Origin of the sequence: Candidatus Poriferisocius sp., from assembly GCF_965214065.1 — a bacterium.
Classification (GTDB): domain Bacteria; phylum Actinomycetota; class Acidimicrobiia; order Acidimicrobiales; family Bin134; genus Poriferisocius.
Genome location: NZ_CBDCAT010000024.1, coordinates 175,774 through 195,665, shown reverse-complemented (window position 1 = coordinate 195,665; position 19,892 = coordinate 175,774). Strand labels below are relative to the sequence as shown.

The 19,892-nt window shown below is 68.2% G+C and carries 1 protein-coding gene; it reads right to left on the bottom strand.

Features of this window, described 5'->3' with window-relative positions; all coding sequences use genetic code 11:
* Positions 1-1,124 precede the first annotated feature (1,124 nt).
* The gene (locus tag ACOOGG_RS02790) at positions 1,125-19,556 is read right to left on the bottom strand and encodes a Calx-beta domain-containing protein (RefSeq protein ID WP_420432057.1); all 18,432 of its coding nucleotides are present in this window, start codon (positions 19,554-19,556) and stop codon (positions 1,125-1,127) included.
* Positions 19,557-19,892: the final 336 nt, after the last annotated feature.

Genomic DNA, 19,892 nt, shown 5'->3' with positions numbered 1-19,892 from the left:
ACGGTCTGATCTCGGGATGGCCGCTCAGCGCGATCGTCTCCCGCACGAACACGTCGTAGTCCGCAATATTGGAGGACCTCATATTGCGCCCGCGGGAAGTCACCAGCAGGAGCCGGAAGTCGGCGCTCGACCCCAGCCCCAGCGGGCGCAGCGGCGTGTCCACCAGGACGATGTCGCCGGTCTCGTCGTCGATGAGGATCACGTGCACCGGGTCGCCGGCGGTGGTCGGCTCGACGCCGAAGCCGACCGCGCCCCCGCCCAAGGTGACGATCACATAGGGCTGGGTGCGCCTGTCGTTGTCGGTGGGCTTGAGCCGCAGCGTGGCCTCGGTGGCGCCGGCCGCGAAGATCACGGCGGGGTTCTGGGCGCTGTGCGGCGCGGCGGTGGACAGCGTCACACCGGTGTTGGTGCCGTGCAGGTCGAACGTGAAATCGTCTACCACGGTGGCGCCCCGCACCGTGAGCGGCACCGTGAGGGTCTCCACCCCGGCCAGGGCGCGCCCCAGGGTCAGCTTGATCGTGCGGTACCCCTTCGAGCCGGCGGCGCCCTCCACCGCGTTGCCCTCGGCGTCGCCGTCGGACGCCGTCATCGTCACCGTCACCTTCGGGTCGACCACCCTGAACACCGGCGACATGACAACCATGGGGGCTTCCTGGGTGTTGGGGGCCGAATCAACTTTTGCTTGGAATTCCCTCTGAACGGTCGATTCTCCCAACTCATGACCGGTCCACCCAGTACCGGCGGCGTAGGTGCCGCTCCATGCCTTCAGGTCGGAGGGACAGCCGGCGCCGGTCTCGCACTTGTCGGTGAAGCTGTCCCAAACGCCGTCGTAGAAGTCGAAGTAGTTGTCGGCCAGTTTGTCGCCGCCGAGCCAGTAGACCGGGATGCCCGAGCCGTCCGCGGAGGTCGAGCCGTCGACCCACTTCGAGCCGTCCCACATCCCGACGTTGACGCGGGCGTCGGTTGCGGCGGTGCTGCCCAACACCTTCACAAGACCGCCGTAGGGCGCCAGTTCGCTATGGCCGTTGCGGGCGACCACACCCTGCGCCCAACGGTTGTACACGTCGATGTCGGTCGGGACGGCGTCGCGATTCTCCGAGGTGTAGAAAAACAGCCGGAACCGGTCACCCGCCACCAAGCCCGCGGGCGTGAACCCCCACGTGGACAGCACCCCCACAGGACCCGACTCGTCGTCTTGCAGCACGAACCGCACCGGCCCGCCCACCAACTCCGGGGCGAACCCCGAGCTGGTGGCGCCGGTGCCGAAACCCACGATCGCCACCGGCAGGCTGCGCCGGTCGTTGTCGAGCGGCGCGAACCGCAACAACGCCCCCGAAGCACCCGCGGTGAACACCACCGCCGGGTTCTGCGCGCTGTGCGAACCGCTCGTTAGCAGCGCCACACCCGGCTGCGAACCCGACGCCAGCGTGAACGAATGATCCACACCGGCCCGCGAGCCCTGCACTGTGAGCGGCACCGTCACCGTCTCGGAACCCGACAGCGTGCGATTCAACGACAACCTGAATCGCCTTGTAGCCCGTTGCGTCGGGCGCGCCCTCCACCGGATTGCCGGCCGCGTTGCCGCCGGTCGCCGACAGCGTCACCGTGACCGATGCGTCCACCACGGTGAACTCCGGCGACATGGCGTAGAAGCGCTTCTGGTTGGTGCGGGCGTCGGTGGCCGTCCCCATCGGGGAGGAGGAGTCGCTCCCCTTCGTGCCCGGGCCGTGGGTGGGGGTCGAACTGCCCAGATGACTCGCGATCGGATCGCAGCCGGCGCCGGCGCCGGTCCAGACCTCCGCTCCGTCGCCGGCGCTGCCGTCCTCGTGGCGGATGTGGTTGTCGCTGATCGACGTCCAGCGGTTGTCCCAGGTGCCGTCGCAGAAGTCGAAGTAGTTGTCGGCCACCTTGGCGCCGCCGACCCAGTAGGTGGGGGTGCCCGCATCGCCGGCGCTCGTCGAGCCATCCACCCAATTCGAGCCGTCCCACAACCCGTTGTGCGCCCGAGCCGCCACCCCGGCGTTGCTGCCGGGCGCCCGAGTGCCGCCGAAGACCTTGAACAGGCCACCGTAGGCGGCAAGGTCGGCGTGCCCGTTGGCGCCGATCGTCCGGCGCACGAAGAGGTCGTAGTCGCCTATGTCGGCGGGGACGGCGTCGCGCGACTGCGAAGTCATAGCCAGCAGCCGGAACTTGTCGCCGACGCCAAGGCCTGCGGGCAGCAGCGCCCAGTCGGCGGGCACCCCGACGGCGCCGGTCTCGTCGTCGAGGAACATCACCCCGATCGGCCCGCCCGACACCGACCCCAGAACCACGTTCGAGGCGGTCGGCGACCTTGCGCCGGAGCCGTAGTCGACCAGCGCGTACGGCTGGGTGCGGCTGTTGTTGTCGACGGGCCGCAGCCGCAGCGTGGCCCGGGTGGCACCCGCCCCCAGGATCACCGCGGGGCGCTGCGCGCTGTGCGGGGCGCTCGTCCGGAACGTCACGCCGGTCTGCAACGACGGCACCATCGTCAGCGTGTAATCGTCGCCGACGGTGGCGCTGCGCACGCTCAGCGGCACGGTCACCACCTCGGCGCCCACCAGGGGCCGGCTCGGCGTGAGCGTGATGGTGCGGTAGCCGGTGAAGTCGGCGGCGCCCTCGACGGCGTTGCCGTCGTCGTCGCCGTCGGAGGCCGACAACGTCATGTCCACCGGCGAGGCCACCACCTTGAACACCGGCGAGTAGCCGTACAGGGGCCGCAGTTGGGCTTTGGGCCTTTGGTTGACGTGCAGTGAGGCGGCGCCGGAGTCGGCAGCGCCACGGGAGACGTTGTCGGCGCCCATGGGATAGTTGAACGACTCGCAGGCGTTGCCGGTGCCCGTCCAAGGCTCGTAGGGCCGGTAGTTGTTGATCGTCCCGGCCGGGATGTTGCGGCTGCCGTCCTCGCTGCGGGGGTCGTCGGTGTCGAAACCACCGGTGATGCCGTTGCCGCCCGCCCACTTCAGGTCGCACAGGTCGGCGTAGTTGTTGGCCAGCAACGCGCCGTTCAGCCAATAGGTGGGCACACCGGCGGTGCTGCCGACCGTGGCCCGCGTCGAGCCGTCGGCCCACGGCCCGCCGGTCAGGTGGCCCCTGTGGATCGTCGACAACCCGTTGTGCACCCGGGCGGTGGTGCCGGTGGAGTTGTCGGCGTCGCGGTGCAGCGTCGAGGCGAACGCCTTGAAGAAGCCCACGTAATCCAGGACGTCTGGGTGGCCGTTGGTGGCGGCGGCGGTGCGGACGAACTCGTCGTAGTCGGCAATGTCGGTCGAAGTGGCGTCGCGCGTGGTTGACGTGCGGAACAGCAGCCGGAAATCGTCACCCAGCGACAATCCGCTGGGTGTGAGGCTCCAGTCGGCGGGCACTTCGATGTCGCCGGTCTCGTCGTCGAGCAGCACCGTGCCCACCGGCCCCGAGAGCGTTCCCACCGTGGCGCTGACGGCGCTGGGCGCTCGGCTCCCCGTGCCGAAACCGACGCTCACGTACGGCTGGGTGCGCCTGCCGTTGTCGATCGGCCGCAGCCGCAGCGTGGCCTCGGTGGCGCCCGTCCCGAAGACCAGCGCCGGGTTCTGCGGGCTGTGCGGAGCGCTGGTCAGAAGCAGCACAGCGGTCTGCGTGGCCGGCGCCAGCTCGAAGGTGTAGTCCTCGCCCACCGTGGCGCCCGCCACGGTGAGGGGCACCGTCACCGCCTCGCTCTCGCGGGCGAGCGGCGGCCGCGACAGCGCCACCGTGACCGTGCGGTAGCCCGTCGGACCGGCGGCACCCTCCACCGCGTGACCGTTGGCGTCGCCCCCCGAGATCGACAGCGCCAAATCGATATCAGCCCGCGCCGCCACCTTGAACACGGGCGACATCACCATGAGGGAGCGGTTATCCGATGAGTAGCCAATCCGATGGACTGGAGTGTTGCTGCCGATCCTGCCCAAGCTCATTTGGGCGATGGCGGGTCTCTCCACCCCCAAGGGGAGGTCCGTTTGGTCCACGCGCGCGCGCAGACCGTTGCTGCCACTACCCGACCAGACCTCACTTTCGGCGGGTCGTTCGGAGCCGTCCTCGTGGCGGTCGTCGACGCTGTCCCAGGTGCCGTCGTGGAAGTCGTGGTAGTTGTCGGCCACCTTCTCGCCGCCGATCCAGTGGATCGAGACGCCCGAGTCGCTGGCGCTTCTCGAGCCGTCGGCGTGGCCGCCCGAGGCATAGGTGCCGATGTGGTCCCGAGCTTGGACATCGGCGGTGCTGGCAACGACCCTCAGCAAGCCGCCGTAGGGCCCCAGGCTCTCGGGGCCTCGGCGCGCCGCTACCGACTGTGCCCACTTGTCGTAGACACCGATGTTGGTGTCGGTGGCGTTGCGTGTCTCATAGGTGATGAAGAACAGCCGGAACTCGTCGCCGCCCTCGACGCCATCGGGCCTCAGCGGCCACTCGTAGGGAACCACGATGTCGCCTGTGTCTTCGTTGTCGATGACGCGGAACTCCACCGGCAGCGAACCGCTCACCGGCACCGAGCCGAACGGGCTCCCCGACGGCGACCTGTCGCCCTCGCCCACGCCGATGATCACATAGGCCCCGCTCGGCACACTGTCGTTCACCGGGCGGAACCGCAGCGTGGCGACAGTTGCGCCCGCCGCGAACCGCACCGCCGGGTTCTGGGCGCTGTGCGGGGCGCCGGTCAGCAACGTCACCCCGGTGTTGGCTCCCTGCAACCCGAAGGTGTGGTTCTCGGTGACCCTCGAACCCCTAACGGTGAGCGGCACCGTCACCGTCTCGCCCACGGCCAGCACGCGGTCCAGTGTCAGCGTCACATCCTTGTAGCGGAAGTTGGGGAATATAGCGGCGCCCTCGTAGACGTCGCCGATGAGAGCGTTGTGAGCAGCGTTGTCTACGGAGGTGCCGCCGGCGACGGTCGACGTGACCGAGACGTCGGCGATCTTGAACACCGGCGAGTAGCCGTACAGGGGGCGCAACTGGGTGTTGGGCGATGTGCCCTGATGCAACAGCGACTGCCCGCCGCCCCTGTCGGCCGAGCCCCTCGACACATTGTTGGCGCCCAGCGGATGGTCGTACGCCGCGCAGGCGTTGCCGGTTCCCGTCCACGGCTCATACGGCCGGAAGTTGCTGATCGCCCCGGTGGGGATGTTGCGCTCGCCGTCCTCGCTGCGCGGATCGTTGGTGTGCCAGCCCGTGGTGACACCGTCGCCGGTGGACCACTTCAGGTCGCACAGATCGGCGTAGTTGTTCGCCAGCTTGGCGCCTCCCAGCCAGTACGTCGGCACACCCGCCGTGTTGCCCACCGTGGAGTACTGCGAGCCGTCAGCCCACGGCCCGGTGGGGAGTTGGCCCCGGTGGATCGTCGTCAACCCGTTGTGCACCCGCGCCGAGGTGCCCGTGGAGTTATCCGCAGCAGTGTCCAGCGTCGAGCCGAACACCTTGAAGAACCCCGCGTACGGCAACAGCGCCTCATGGCCACCGCGGGCCGCCACCGCACGGATGAACCGGTCGTAGTCGGCTATGTCGCCCGAGGTGGCGTCGCGCAGCTCCGACGTGCGGAACAACAGCCGGAAATCATCGCCGCCGCTGAGCCCCGACGGCGCCAACGGCCAGTCCGGACCCACCCGGATGTCGCCGGTCTCGTCGTCGACGAGCACCACGCCCACGTCGCCGCTGGTTGTGATGTCGACGCCGACCGCGCTGGGTGCCCTGGCGCCGGTGCCGAAGTCCACCGCCACGAACGGCTGGGTGCGCCGGCTGTTGTCCACCGGGGTGAGCCGCCACGTCGCCGACTGCGCCCCCGCCGACAGCACCACCGCCGGGTTCTGCGCGCTGTGGGGGGCGGCGGTCAGCAGCGCCACGCCCGACTGCTTCGCCGGTTCCAGCGCGAACGTGAAATCGTCGCCCATCGTGGCACCGCTCACGCTCAGCGGCACCGTCACCGACTCGGCGCCCTCCAACGCCCGGTCCGCCGACACCGACACCGTCACATAGCCCGTCGAGCCGGCGGCGCCCTCCACCGGGTTCCCGTCGCTGTTGCCGCCCGATGCCGACAGCACCACATCCAACTCCACGGGCTGCACCTGGAACACCGGCGACATCGCGAAGAACGAGAGCTCGGCATTGTTCCCGAAACAGACGTTGGCCGACAGGGCGCCTTTGCTGGTATTGGAGACCTGAGCACAACCCGCCCCCAGCTGGAACGGATTCGAGCTATTGGAAGCACCGATGCCCCAATTCCAGGTGCCCGTCCACAGCGGGTTGTCGCCGCTTCGATCGGTGCCGTCCTCGAAGGTGTCGGCGAGGCTGTCCCAGCTTCCGTCGTAGAAGTCGAAGTAGTTGTCCGCGGCCCGCCCGCTGTTCAACCAGTAGATCGGGACGCCCCCGCTGCCGGCGGAGGTAGACCCGTCGGCGTGGCCGCCCGAGCCCCCTTTGGCGCTCGGATCCCACGTGCCCACGTTGTCCCGGGCGTCGGTGGTGGCAGTGCTGGCGACCACCTTCACCAGGCCGCTGTAGCGCCCGAGGCTCGCATGGCCGTCGGCGCCCGCCACCTCCTGCGCCCAGCGGTTGTAGACCGCAATGTCGGTCGCCTGGGCGTTGTGGACCTCTGATGTGATGAACAGCAGCCGGAACCGGTCGCCGGCGAAGACGTCGGAGGGCTTGAGGGGCCAGTCCGCCGGCACGACGATCTCGCTCGCACTCTCGTCGTCGAGGATGAAGAACCCCACCGGCAAGTTGTCCACCCGCGGCGTGCCCGCAAAACTGCTCGACGGCGCCCGAGCCCCGGTGCCGACGCCGATGACCACATACGGCTGTGAGCGCTCGCTGTTGTTCACGGCGGTGATGCGAATCGTGGCGGTGGTGGCGCCCGCCTTGAACTGCACCGCCGGGTTCTGGGCGCTGTGCGGGGCGCCCCTCAGCAGCGTCACCCCCGTGTTGGTGTTGCCGTGCAGGCCGAAGGTGAAATCGTCGGTCACCGTGGCGTTGCGCACCCGCAGCGGCACCGTCACCGTCTGAGCGCCCGTCAAGGCCCGATCCAGCGTCAGGGTGATCGTCTTGTACTCGGTGCCGTCGCTCGCGCCCTCCACGACATCACCGTCGGCGTTGCCGCCGGTCGCCGCGGCGGTCACGGTGACCGCATCGACGGTGAAGGTCGGCGACATCACGAAGAAGGGAGGATCGACTCCGCTCTCCACACAGGTTCCGATCGCCAAGGTCGCTCCGCTTGTCCTGCCGACCTGAACGCAAGTCCCCCCCAGCTGCCACATGCTCGCACCGGAGCTGGAACCGACCCCTTCCTGCCAGCTTCCCGACCAGATGAGGCCGTCGCCGGTCCGCGCCTCGCCGCTCTCGAGCGTGTCGTCGAGGCTGTCCCAGGAGCCGTCGTAGAAGTCGAAGTAGTTGTCGGCCAGCTTGTCGCCGTTCAACCAGTAGATCGGGACGCCCGGGTCGTCGTCGGCGGCGGACCCGTCGGCATGGCCGCCCGAGCCCGAGTTGGCGCTCGGATCCCACGTCCCGACATTGATCCGGGCGTCGGTGGTGGCCGTACTGGCGAGGACCTTCACGAGACCGCTGTACCGCCCGAGGCTCGCATGGCCCTTGCGGCTCGCCACCCCCTGCGCCCAGCGGTTGTAGACCTCGATGTCGGTTGAAGTGGCGTCGCGGCCCACCGAGGTCACGAACAGCAGCCGGAACTGGTCCCCGGCGCCGGCGCCGGCCGGCTTGAGCGGCCAGTCCTGCGGCACGACCACGTCGCCCGTTTCGTTGTCGAGGATGACGAACTCCTCCGGCAGGCCGACCACCCGCGGCTTGCCTGCGAAGTTCGTGGAAGGTTCCCGCGCGCCATCGCCCACGCCGACGACCACATAGGGCTGGGTGGACTCGTTGTTGTCAACGGCGGTGATGCGAATCGTGGCGGTGGTGGCGCCCGCCACGAACAGCACCGCCGGGTTCTGGGCGCTGTTCGGGGCGTCCCTCAGCAGCATCACGCCCGTGTTGGTGCCGCTCAGGCCGAACCTGTGATCCTTCGCCACCGTGGAGCCGCTCACCGTGAGCGGCACCGTCACCGTCTGAGCGCCCGTCAAGGCCCGGTCCAGGGTGAGCGTGATCGTCTTGTACTCGGTACCGTCGCCGGCGCCCTCCACCACATCGCCGTCGCCGTTGCCGCCGCTCGGTGCCACCGTGACGGTGACCTCATCGACGGTGAAGGTCGGCGACATGACCAAGAAGGGGAACGGAGAGTGGGTCGGGGAGACAACAGCGCCCGAGGCCGTGTTGTGCTGAAGACTCTCAAAGCTGACGGAGGTCCTCAGAGCATTGGACCCACCCAACGCATAAGTAACGATTGGCCTGCCCTCATGCGAGCTGCCCGACCATAATCCGGCGTCGTCGGTCCGTAGCTCGCCGCTCTCGAGCGTGTCGGCGGTGCTGTCCCAGCTGCGGTCGTAGAAGTCGAAGTAGTTGTCGGCCAGTTTGTCGCCGTTCAACCAGTAGATCGGGACGCCCGGGTCGTCGGCGGCGGCCGAACCGTCGGCTTGGCCGCCGGCGTTGGAGTTGGCGCTCGGATCCCACGTCCCGACATTGGTCCGGGCGCCGGTGGAGGGCGTGCTGGCGACCGCCTTCAGGAGCCCGCTGTAGGGCAGCAGGCTCTCGTGGCCCTTGCGCCCCGCCACCCCCTGCGCCCAGCGGTTGTAGACCGCTATGTCGGTCGAACGGGCCATGCGGCTCTCCGAGGTCACGAACAGCAGCCGGAACTGGTCCCCCGCGCCGGCACCGGACGGATTGAGCGGCCAGTCGAGCGGCACAACGAGGTCGCCCGTCTCGTCGTCGATGACGGCGAAGGTCACAGGCAGGCCTGCCACCCCGACCGTGCCCGCGAAGTTCACCGAGGGTGCCCGAGCTCCGGTGCCCACCTCGATGCTCACAGAGGGCTGTGAGCGTTCGCTGTTGTCCACCGGCGTGAAGCGCAGCGTGGCGGTGGTGCTGCCGGCCGCGAACCGCACCGCCGGGTTCTGGGCGCTGTGCGGAGCGGTCGTCAGCAACGTCACCGCTGTGTTGGTGTTGCCGTGCAGGCCGAAGGTGTAGTCGGTGGTCACCGTCGCCCCCGCCACGGTGAGCGGCACCGTCACCGTCTCATAGCCGGTTAGAGGGCGGTTCAGGGTGAGCGTGAGCGTCTTGTAGCCGGCGGCCGTGGTGGTGTCGCCCTCGGTCACGTCGCCGTTGCCGTCACCGTCGGCCGCCGCTGCGGTGACAGCCACACCCTCGACCCTGAACAGCGGGGATACACCCATGATCTGGCGGTGGTTATCGCCGTTGGCAACCGAAGGACTACCTAGCGGGTTGGCGTCCGCATAGCCGACTCCCCCAAAGTTCGGCGTGGCGGTCCCCAACGGGTTGGCCGCGATGGTGCCGTCGGGGTTGCAGCCGGTCCAGATCGTCCTATTGCGGCCGACGGTCACATTCACCCCCTTCTCGCTTCTGACGTCGGCCACCGCCTTGGCCTCCCACCCCACGGACAGGAACTCGTCGTGGGTGTCGGCCACCTTCGGGCCGTTCAGCCAATGGAACGACACCTCGGTGCCGTCGGGCCCAATACCCGTGTGGTCGCGCAGGCTCCTGCCCGCGAAGCACCCCAACAGGAGGCTGAAGCGGGCGTAAGGCTTGTAGCTCTCATGGCCGGAGGCGGCCAGTTGCCGGAGGAAGTCCTGGTAGTAGGCCAGGTTGCCGATCTTGCCCTTGCGGGTGCCGCTGGTTATGAACACCAGACGGAACTCGTCGCCGGAGGCCAGCCCCGAAGGCGTCAACGCCCAGTCGGCCGGCACCTCGATGGCGCCCATATCGTCGTCCACGATGGCGAAGGTCACAGGCAAGCCCTCGACCCGCGGCGCACCCACGAAGCTCGAGGAGGGCCCCCGATCCCCGGTCCCGGTGCCGATGGTCACGAACGGCTGCGCACTCCTGTCGTTGTCCACCGGCGTGAAACGCAGCGTGGCGGTGGTGTTGCCGGCCGCGAACCGCACCGCCGGGTTCTGGGCGCTGTGCGGGGCGGCCGTCAGCAACGTCACCGCTGTGTTGGAGTTGCCGTGCAGGCCGAAGGTGAAATCCTCCGTCACCGTTGCGCCCTGCACCGTGAGCGGCACCGTCACCGTCTCGCTGCCGGACAGGACCCGGTCCAGAGTCAGCTTCACAGTCTTGTAGCCGGCCGCCGTCGTCGTGTTGCCTTCCACCACATCGCCACCGGAGTTGCCGTCAGCCACGGTCGCAGTGACGGCGAACTCACTGGCAGTGAACACCGGCGAAAGCACCAGCATGGGGCGTTCGCCATCGTTGGCTCTGTACGCACCTGGGGAGAGTCCAATCTGAACGCCCGATCGTCCCAGTTCAAGATTGGGGGTGCCGAGGCCGTTGATTCCGCTGCCGGTCCATCCAGGAATCGCTTGGACCGGCTCGGCGCCGCTCTCGATCGTTATGACGTCGCCGTTGCTCCAGATGCCGTCGTGGAAGTCGAAGTAGTTGTCCGCCACCTTGTCGGCGGGCGGCGCGGCCAACCAGTGTATCGAGATGCCCGCGTCGTCGGCGGCGGCGGACCCGTCGGCGTGGCCGCCCGCGTTGGAGTTGGCGCTCGGATCCCACGTCCCAAGGTTGATCCGGGCGTCGACGGTGGCCGTGCTGCCGAACACCTTCACGAGGCCGCTATAGGGCAGCAGGCTCTCATGTCCCCCCCGTCCCGCCACCCCCTGCGCCCAGCGGTTGTAGACCTCTATGTCGGTCGGGGCGGCGTCGCGGTACTCCGAGGTCGCGAACATCAGCCGGAACTGCTCCCCGCCGCCCACGCCGGTCGGGCGGAGCGGCCAGTCGTAGGGCACCACGATGTCGCCCCTCTCGTTGTCGAGGATGGCAAAGCCCGCCGGCAGGCCTGCCACGTTCGGCGTGCCCGCGAAGCTCGACGAGGGCGCCCGAGCGCCGGTACCGATATCGATGACCACATGCGGCTGTGAGCGCACGTCGTTGTCGCCGGCGGTGAAGCGCAGCGTAGCGACAGTTGCGCCCGCCGCGAACCGCACCGCCGGGTTCTGGGCGCTGTGCGGAGCAGCCGTCAGCAACGTCACACCCGTGTTGGTGTTGCCGTGCAGGCCGAAGGTGTAGTCGGTGGTCACCGTGGCGTTGCGAACCTCCAGCGGCACCATCACCGTCTCGTTACCGGTCAGCACCCGTTCCAGCGTGAGCGTCAAGGTCTTGTGCTCGGTGCCGTCGCCGGCGCCCTCGACCACATCGCCGTCGCCGTTGCCGCCGCTCGCCTCCGCTGTGACGGCGAACTGCTCGACGGTGAAGGTCGGCGAGAACACCAGCATGGGGGCTTCGACACTGTTGGCGCGGATACGGTCTCCGCCGAGTGAGTGAGCAACGGTCGGTTGTCCCAGCTCATGATTGTTGTAGCCACTGCCGAAATAGAAGGTGCCGGTCCATGAGCTCACGTCGGGGGCGTTACGGTCGGCGCCGTCCTCGAACGTGTCGGCGTAGCTGTCCCAGGTTAGGTCGAAGAAGTCGAAGTAGTTGTCAGCCAGCTTGTTGGCGGGCGGCGCGGCCAACCAGTAGATCGGGATGCCCGGGTCGTCGGCGGCGGCGGACCCGTCGGCGTGGCCGCCAGCGTTAGAGTTGGCGCTCGGATCCCACGTGCCGAGGTTGATCCGGGCGTCGACGGTGGCCGTGCTGCCGACCACCTTCACGAGACCGCCGTAGGGCAGCAGATCGGCATGCCCGTTGCGGGCCACCACCCCCTGCGCCCAGCGGTTGTAGACGTCGATGTCGGTCGGGACGGCGTCGCGGACCTCCGAGGTGACGAACAGCAGCCGGAACTGCTCACCGCCGCCTACCGCGGCCGGGCGGAGCGGCCAGTCGAGCGGCACCACGAGGTCGCCCGTCTCGTCGTCGACGACGGCGAAGGTCACAGGCAGGCCTGCCACCTCGAGCGTTTCCGCGAAGTTCAACGAGGGCGCCCGAGCGCCGGTACCCACCCCGATGCTCACAGAGGGCTGTGAGCGCTCGCTGTTGTCCACCGGCGTGAAGCGCAGCGTGGCCACCGCAGCGCCCGCCGCGAACCGCACCGCCGGGTTCTGGGCGCTGTGCGGAGCAGCCGTCAGCAACATCACACCCGTGTTGGTGTTGCCGTGCAGGCCGAAGGTGTAGTCGGTGGTCACCGTCGCCCCCGCCACGGTGAGCGGCACCGTCACCGTCTCATCGCCGGTCAGCGCCCGGTCCAGCGTGAGCGTCAGGGTCTTGTACTCGGTGCCGTCGCCGGCGCCCTCGACCACATCGCCGTCGCCGTTGCCGCCGCTCACCGCCGCAGTGACGGTTGTTGCACCCATCACCTTGAACACCGGCGACATTCCGAACAGGGGCCGCAGTTGGGTGTTGGGGGCGACTCCCTTATTTCCCTTATACAAAGGACCCCCGTTTCGCTTGGCAAAGCCACCCCACCCCACGTGCTCCGCACCCAGCACGGCCGAAACCGTTTGGCCTCCCACCGTCAAGCTGAGCAATTGGCATTGGGAGGTGGTTCCCGTCCACTGCGAAGAGGGCTGATAGTCGCCGCTGACGATGTTGGGGACGTTGCGCGTGCCGTCCTCGCTGCGCGGCTTGTCTATGTCCCAGCCCGTGATCACACCTTGACTGCCGTCACTGCGGCCGGCCGACCATGAGCCGTCGCACAGGTCGGCGTAGTTGTTTGCTATCCGCACGCCGCCCAGCCAGTACGTCGGCACGCCCGCGGTGCTGTCGGCACGCGTCTCTTTGGTCGAGCCGTCGGCCCATGACACGTCGATCCAAGCGCTGTCGTGGTCGTCCGTCATGTCGTTGTGTACCCGAGCGGTGGTGCCCGTTGCGGGCGTGCCGCCGCGCGTCGAGCCGAACACCTTGAAGAACCCCGCGTAGGGCACGATCTCGGGGTGGCCCGTCTGCGCCGCTGTCCGGCGGACGAACTCGTCGTAGTCGCCAATGTCGGACGAGGTGGCGTCGCGCACTGTTGTGGTGCGGAACAGCAGCCGGAAATCGTCGCCGGTGTCGAGATCGGCCGGCGCCAGCGCCCCCGACGCCGGCAGCGTGATGTCGCCCGTCTCGTCGTCGACGATCACGAACCCATCAGGGAGACCGACTATCTGCGGCGTGCCGGCGAAGCTCGTTGAGGGTGCCCGAGCACCGCTCCCAACCTCGATAGCCACGTAAGGCTGGGTGCGATCGTCGTTGTCGACGGCGGTGAAACGCAGCGTGGCGACGCCGGCGCCCGCCGCAAACCGCACCGCCGGGTTCTGTGCGCTGTGCGGATCGGCGATCAGCAGGGTCACCCCCGTGTTGGTGCCGTGCAGGCCCACGGTGTAGTCGTCGGTCACCGCCGCGCCCTGCACCGTTAGCGGCACCGTCACCGTCTCATCGCCGGTCAGGGTCCGGCCCAGGTCGAGCGTCAGCGTCGTGTGCTCGGTGCCGTCGCCGGCGCCCTCGACCATGTCGCCGCTCACCGCCGCCGTGAAGGCGACGGCTTCCACCTTGAACAACGGCGACATCACAAACATGGGGTGTTTCTCGCTGTTGGGGGCAACATCACTAACCTGGCCGAAGCCCTGCTGAACGGTTGATTGTCCCAGCGCATGACTGGGGAAGGCACGGCCGTTCGCGCTGCTACCACTCACGACACTCACGGAATCGGCACGGTCGGCCCCGCTCTCGAACGTGTCGGCTGTGCTGTCCCAGTCGCCGTCGTAGAAGTCGAAGTAGTTGTCAGCCACCTTGTCGGCGGGCGGCGCGGCCAACCAGTAGATCGGGATGCCTTCGCCGCCGGCGCTGGTCGAACCGTCGGCGTAGCCGCCGGCGTTGGAATTGGCGGCGGGATCCCACGTCCCGACGTTGACCCGGGCATCGACGGCGGCAGTGCTGCCCAACACCTTCACCAGAGTGCTGTAACGCCCCAGAGCTTCGTGACCGCTCTTGCCCACCAGCACCTGCGCCCACCGGTTGTACACGTCGATGTCGGTCGGTACGGCGTCGCGATTCTCCGAGGTGACGAAGAGCAGCCGGAACTCCTCGCCGGCGTCGATGGCCGAGGGCTTCAGCGGCCAGCTGTACGGCACCCCGATCGAGCCGAACTCGTCGTCGACGATGAAGAAACTCTCCGGCAGGCCTGTCACCCTCAGCGCTTCGGCGAAGCTTATGGAGGGCGCCCGGTCGCCGGTCCCGACCTCGATGCTCGTAGACGGCTGGGCGCGGTCGTCGTTGTCGACGGCAGTGAAGCGCAGCGTGGCGGCGGTGGCGCCGGCTGCGAATACCACCGCCGGGTTCTGCGCGCTGTGCGGGGCGGCGGTCAGCAGCCTCACGCCGGCCTGTGTTGCGGGCTCCAGGCCGAACGTGAAATCGTCGGTCACCGTGGTGCCCACCACGGTAAGCGGCACCGTCACCGTCTCATCGCCCGTAAGCGCCCGGCTCAGCATGAGCGTGAGGGTCTTGTACTCGGTGCCGTCGCCGGCACCCTCTACCACATCGCCGCTGCTGTTGCCGCCGCTCGCCGCCGCAGTGACGGCGATACCGCTCATCTTGAACACCGGCGACATTCCGAACAGGGGCCGCAACTGGGTGTTGGGAACCTTTTCCTTGGCGAGTGGATGCCCGTTTGTCTTGGCGAAGCCGCCCCTCACCACCTCTTCGGCACCCAGCGGCCCGACAAATACTATGCCCTCCCCGCAGAAGCCACCGGTTCCCGTCCACTGCTCGGAGGGCTGATGGTTGCCGCTCTGGATGTTGGGGACGTTGCGCGTGCCGTCCTCGCTGCGCGGGTCGTCGATGTCCCAGCCCGTGCTCACACCTAGACTGCCGTCACTGCTGCCGCGCGACCAGTCGCCGTCGCACAGGTCGGTGTAGTTGTTTGCTATCCGCACGCCGCCCAGCCAGTACGTCGGCACGCCCACGGTGCTGTCGCCCCGCGTCGCACTGGCCGAGTCGTCGGCCCACGACACGCTGGTCCAAAGGCTGTCGTGGTCGTCCGTCATGTCGTTGTGTACCCGAGCGGTGGTGCCCGTTGCGGGCGTGCCGCCGCGCGTCGAGCCGAACACCTTGAAGAACCCCGCGTAGGGCACGATCTCGGGGTGGCCCGTCTGCGCCGCTGTCCGGCGGACGAACTCGTCGTAGTCGGCAATGTCGGACGAGGTGGCGTCGCGCGCTGTCGTGGTGCGGAACAGCAGCCGGAAATCGTCGCCGGGGTTGACATCGGCCGGCGCCAGCGCCGCTGACACCGGCAGCGTGATGTCACCCGTCTCATCGTCGGCGATCACAATGCCGATGGGGCCGCCGGTGGGCCTGACCAGAGTCAAGCCCGAGGTGCTGGGCGCCCGCGCGCCGGTGCCGTAGTCGATCACCACGTAGGGCTGGGTACGGTCGTCGTTGTTGGTCGGCGTGAGACGCAGCGTCGCCGCGGTGGCGCCGGGGGCGAACACCACCGCCGGGTTCTGGGCGCTGTGTGTGTTGCCTGTCGTGGTCAGCGACACGCCGGTCTGGGTCGCGGGCGCCAAGGCGAAGGTGTAGTCGGTGGTGACGGTGGCGCCGGAGACGGTTAGCGGCACGGTGACGGTCTCGCTTCCGGTGAGTGCTTCGCTCAGCGTGATCGTGATCGTGCGGTAGCCGGTGTTGTTGCCGGCGCCCTCGACCACGTTGCCGTCGCTGTCGCCGTCGGTGCCGGCCATGGTGACGGTGAGGCCGCTGTCGTCGTCGGTGACGGTCACCGTTGTCTCGGCAATGGTGCCGACCAGCGCGGCGACGACCTGATTTGAGGTCAACTGCACTTTGAACGTTTCGGCGCCTTCGGTGGTGATGTCGTCGGTGATGGTGATGCTGATCGTCTTGGTGGTGTCGCCGGGGGCGAATTCGAGGTAGCCGGACTGGGCGGTGTAGTCGCCGGGGTGGGCTGCGGTGTCGTCGGCGGTGGTCCAGTAGACCGATGCGGGCACGAGAGTGGTGCCGGTCTTGGTGACGGTGAGGTCGATGGTGCCGTCGCCCTCGGCGACGCTGGCGGCCGCTGAGCTGAACTCGAGCGTCGGGGCGTCGGCGTCGTCGCCGATGGCGCCGACGGCGGAGCTCTTTCGGGGGTGGAGCGCCGGGGCGTTGGTGCCGGTGGGGGTGCCGAGGGTGACGGTGAAATAGTGGTCGCCCTCGTAGGTTGTGTCCTCGGTGGTGGCGACGGTGAACGTGGCTGTGGTTTGGCCTTCGGCGACGGTGACGCTGCCTGCGGTGTTGTCGTAGTCGGCGCTGGTGCCGCCCGAGGCGCCCGTGGCGACAATGTAGGCGGGATCGGAAGTGATGCCCCGTCCGTCGCTCAGCGTGTAGGGGACGGTGATGCCCCCGGCTGGGGCGGCGTCGGGAATGGTGATGGTGAAGGTGACCGCTTGGCCCTCGGTGGCTGAGGCTGATTCGATGCTGGCGCCCTCGGGAGCGACTGTGAACTCGTCGGACAGGGCGTACATAGGCCGCTGCCCCACGGGGTCGTGGCTGTAACTGTGCTGGCGGCCGCATTGCGAACTGATCCCTATGCGGGGACCCAGCGGAAAGCCATCCTGGCCGCTGTTGTTGAGGAGCCCGACCGTGGCGTCAGCCTGGCCCAGCCGCGGATGCGAGGTGCTCCTTTGGCCGTTGGAAATCTCGTCGCACATATTGATGCCGACGCCGCCTTTGCCGCTCCCGGTCCAATAGCCGCTGGTGTTGATCGTGGCGGCGGTGCCGTCGGCGTGTTTGGGGTTCGCTTCGTCGTCCCATTCACCGTCGGTGAAATCGGCATTGTCGTCAGAGACTTTGGCACCGCCAACCCAGTAGACGGGCACATCGGGATGGTCGCCGTCGTCGGGGCTGAACTGCGCGTGATCGCGCGCCGTCGTGCCCACTGTCTCGGCGATCGCCTTGAAGCTTTCGGCATGGTCGGCCAAGGCGGCGACACCGCCGTTAACTAGGGCGTTGCCGGTGATCTCGGCGCGCACGAACGCGTCGTAAACGCCAAGATCGCCGCTCTGCGCCGTGGTGGTCTGGGAAGTGACATAAAGCAGCCGGAACGAGTCGCCCGGGTTCAAGCCGGCAGGAAGCAGCGGCCAGTCGTCGGGCACCGGTACGCCTGTGGTTCCGGAGCCTTCGTAGTCGGTGATCTGGTACCACGCCTGCTGGTTGGTCATGTCGACGCCGCCGTCGAGGTTGGTCTGCACCGGTGCGGGGTTCGGTTCCGCGAAGTCGTTGAACAAGATGTAGAACTTCTCGTCGAAGCTCTCGCCGTCGTCGAAGCCGTCGCGGGCGTGGAGCTCGATGGTGGCCTCCTGCGCGCCGGGCCCGCGGAACTCCAGATAGCGGTAGCCGGTGTGTGCCGGCGTTTGGCGGTTCACCGCGTCGAGGGAGACCCCGGTGCCGGTCGCTGCCATCTCGAAGTCGTTGAAGTGGGTCGGCCACGACACGTTGGCGCTGTAGCGCGGCCCTCGCACCGTTTGGACCACGTCGCAGTTGTCGAGGTCTGCGAGGTCGCACTCCTCGCCATCGGTGGAGGTGTTGTGCCCTTTGGCGAACAGCAGCAGCGGGACCCGCACGTACTCGTCGGCGACAAGGGCTCGGCCCAGGCTGATGGTGAGGGTGGCGTCGACTCGGGTGGCGTCGCCTTCCACCATCACGCTCGATATCTCGGTACCCGACTCGTTGGCGCGCACGCCGTCGCCGCTCATGGTGATTTTGGTCGCGGTGGCGTCGACAACGGTTATCTCTTTGGTGACGTCGCCAAGCCCGTTGTAGGTGCTGTCACCGGTGCTGGCCGGGTTCAAGACAACGTTGAACGGCTCAGTCGGATCATCGGTGCTGTTGGTTGAGGCGTCCAGGGTGACCGTCTGGGGTTGGTCCCAGTTCGTCGGCGTGAAGGTCAAACTGGCCGCGCTTTGGACGCTCAAGCGGGATGTGCCGCTGGACGTGACCGCCACGGTGACGTCGTGGGAGGGCTCGGTGTTCAAGCGAACCGAGAAGGAGTAGTTCTGCCCCTCGGTGACGCGCCCGCCGCCGTTGTCGATGACCCTGATGCCCGGCGCCGCCTCGTTCAGGGTGATCGAATGCCGGCGGTCTCTGCCGAACCCGCCGATGCAGCCGTCGCCAGCGCACACCCCGCCGACCAGGTTCGTGTCGAAGCGGTTGATCCGCCACAGCTGATCGTCCTGATAGATGATCACCCGCAGTTGGTTCTGGACCGTGTCGCCGTCGTCTGCGGTGGCGGTGACCACCAGCGTGGCCTCGGCTGCGGACGGCCCGGCGAAGGTCAGCATTCCCCGCCCCGAGCCGTCGGTGGCATCCGCGTAGACGACGCCTTGGGGCGAGCCGTCGAGCGCCAGCGTGAAGTGCGTGCCCAGCGTCGCCCCCGTGAACGCGACCGGAACCCTCAGTAACTCGCCCGCGCCCAGGCCCCGCGACAGCGCCACCTCGAACTTGGCCGTGTCGGTGCCGTCGCCCTCGGTGGCGGCGTTGTCGGCGGGGGTGGCAGCCCCCAGCGTGATCGTGGTGTGCTCGTCGTCGCCGGTCACCTCGATCGGCACTGCGGGAATGGTGATGCCCGAATAGGCAGCGGCGTTGCCGACGGTGCTGTCGCGGTACGCCGCGTTGTCCGCGAGCACCATGAACTCCAGGTTGCCGGTGAGGCTGAGGGCTGCGGAGTCCTCATCGTTGTCGACCGCGGCCACCGTCACCGACTTGGTGAGGTCGGCGCCGGTGTCGCCGGGGGCGAACCGGGCCACCTCGTAGTAGGCCTCCGCCGGGTTGTACTGCGCGGACTCCGCCGAGTGATAGTCGCTCGAGGGCGCCGCGTTGGACCGCGCTATGGGGCCCTCCTGGTTCGGCCCTGTGCTGACCTTGGTGTCCGCCTTCGCCACGATCACGATGTCCTGGCTCGGCGCGGCGTCGAGCGCCAAAACGAAATCAGAGATCTGGTCGCGGTTGTCGCCGTTGCGGCTCACCTCCATCAGGCTCACCACGCCGTCGCCGCTGGTGCCCGGGATGGTCACGGTCACGCCGCTGCCGCCGGGGACCGTTGTGTCCGCCGGGGCGTCGGTCATCGTGATCGTCCAGTCGCCCAAGATGGTGCCGCCTGTGCAATCCGCGGTCGTACACAACTGCACCCCGAAGGTCTCATCGCCCTGGTCATCGCTGTTGGGCACCAGCGCGGCGACCTCGAAACGGATCCGCTGCTGAAGATCACGCTCGACAGTTCCCGACTCGCCCGCCGCCAAGGGGGTGCCGGTGTCTGTGCCGTCGGGGATGTTCACCGCCAGATCGTCGGCCTCGGCGGTATACGGGGCGCTCAGCGGCTTGAGGCGCAAATGGTAGGTGTCGCTGCCGACGTTGGAGATCTCAAAAACCCGGGTCTGCCCCTCCACGATCTCGCTGCGGTGCAGGAGATAGGTGCCGCCCCTCGACTGCGCCGCAGCATCGTCGACCAAACCGGCCGGCACGATCCCCAGCACCGACCCCAACACCGACGCCGACACCACAACGGCCAAACACCGCCTCACCAGAGGCCCCCTGTGGTCGCCCCCCCCCGAGGGCATTAGCCCGAAGACGCGGCCAACCCCTGAATGACCCCGAAACACCTCAACGTTTCGCGCCCATCGGTGGTCCATACAGACGGCCTCTCCCTACCAACCAAAAGGCTACCAACCCCCCCCCCCCCCCCCCCCGCCAAAAAAGTCCCCCCCGAAAACCCGCCCCCTACCTCCCGAAACACCAGCAAATGACCGACTGCGCTAAGAAGAGCGCTACTGACCGTGCGTCCCTCCAGCCGGGCCGCGTTCGAGGTCTTCAGGCGACCGGGGGCGGGCTTCGAGCCGAGTAGCGGCCCCACCCCAAAG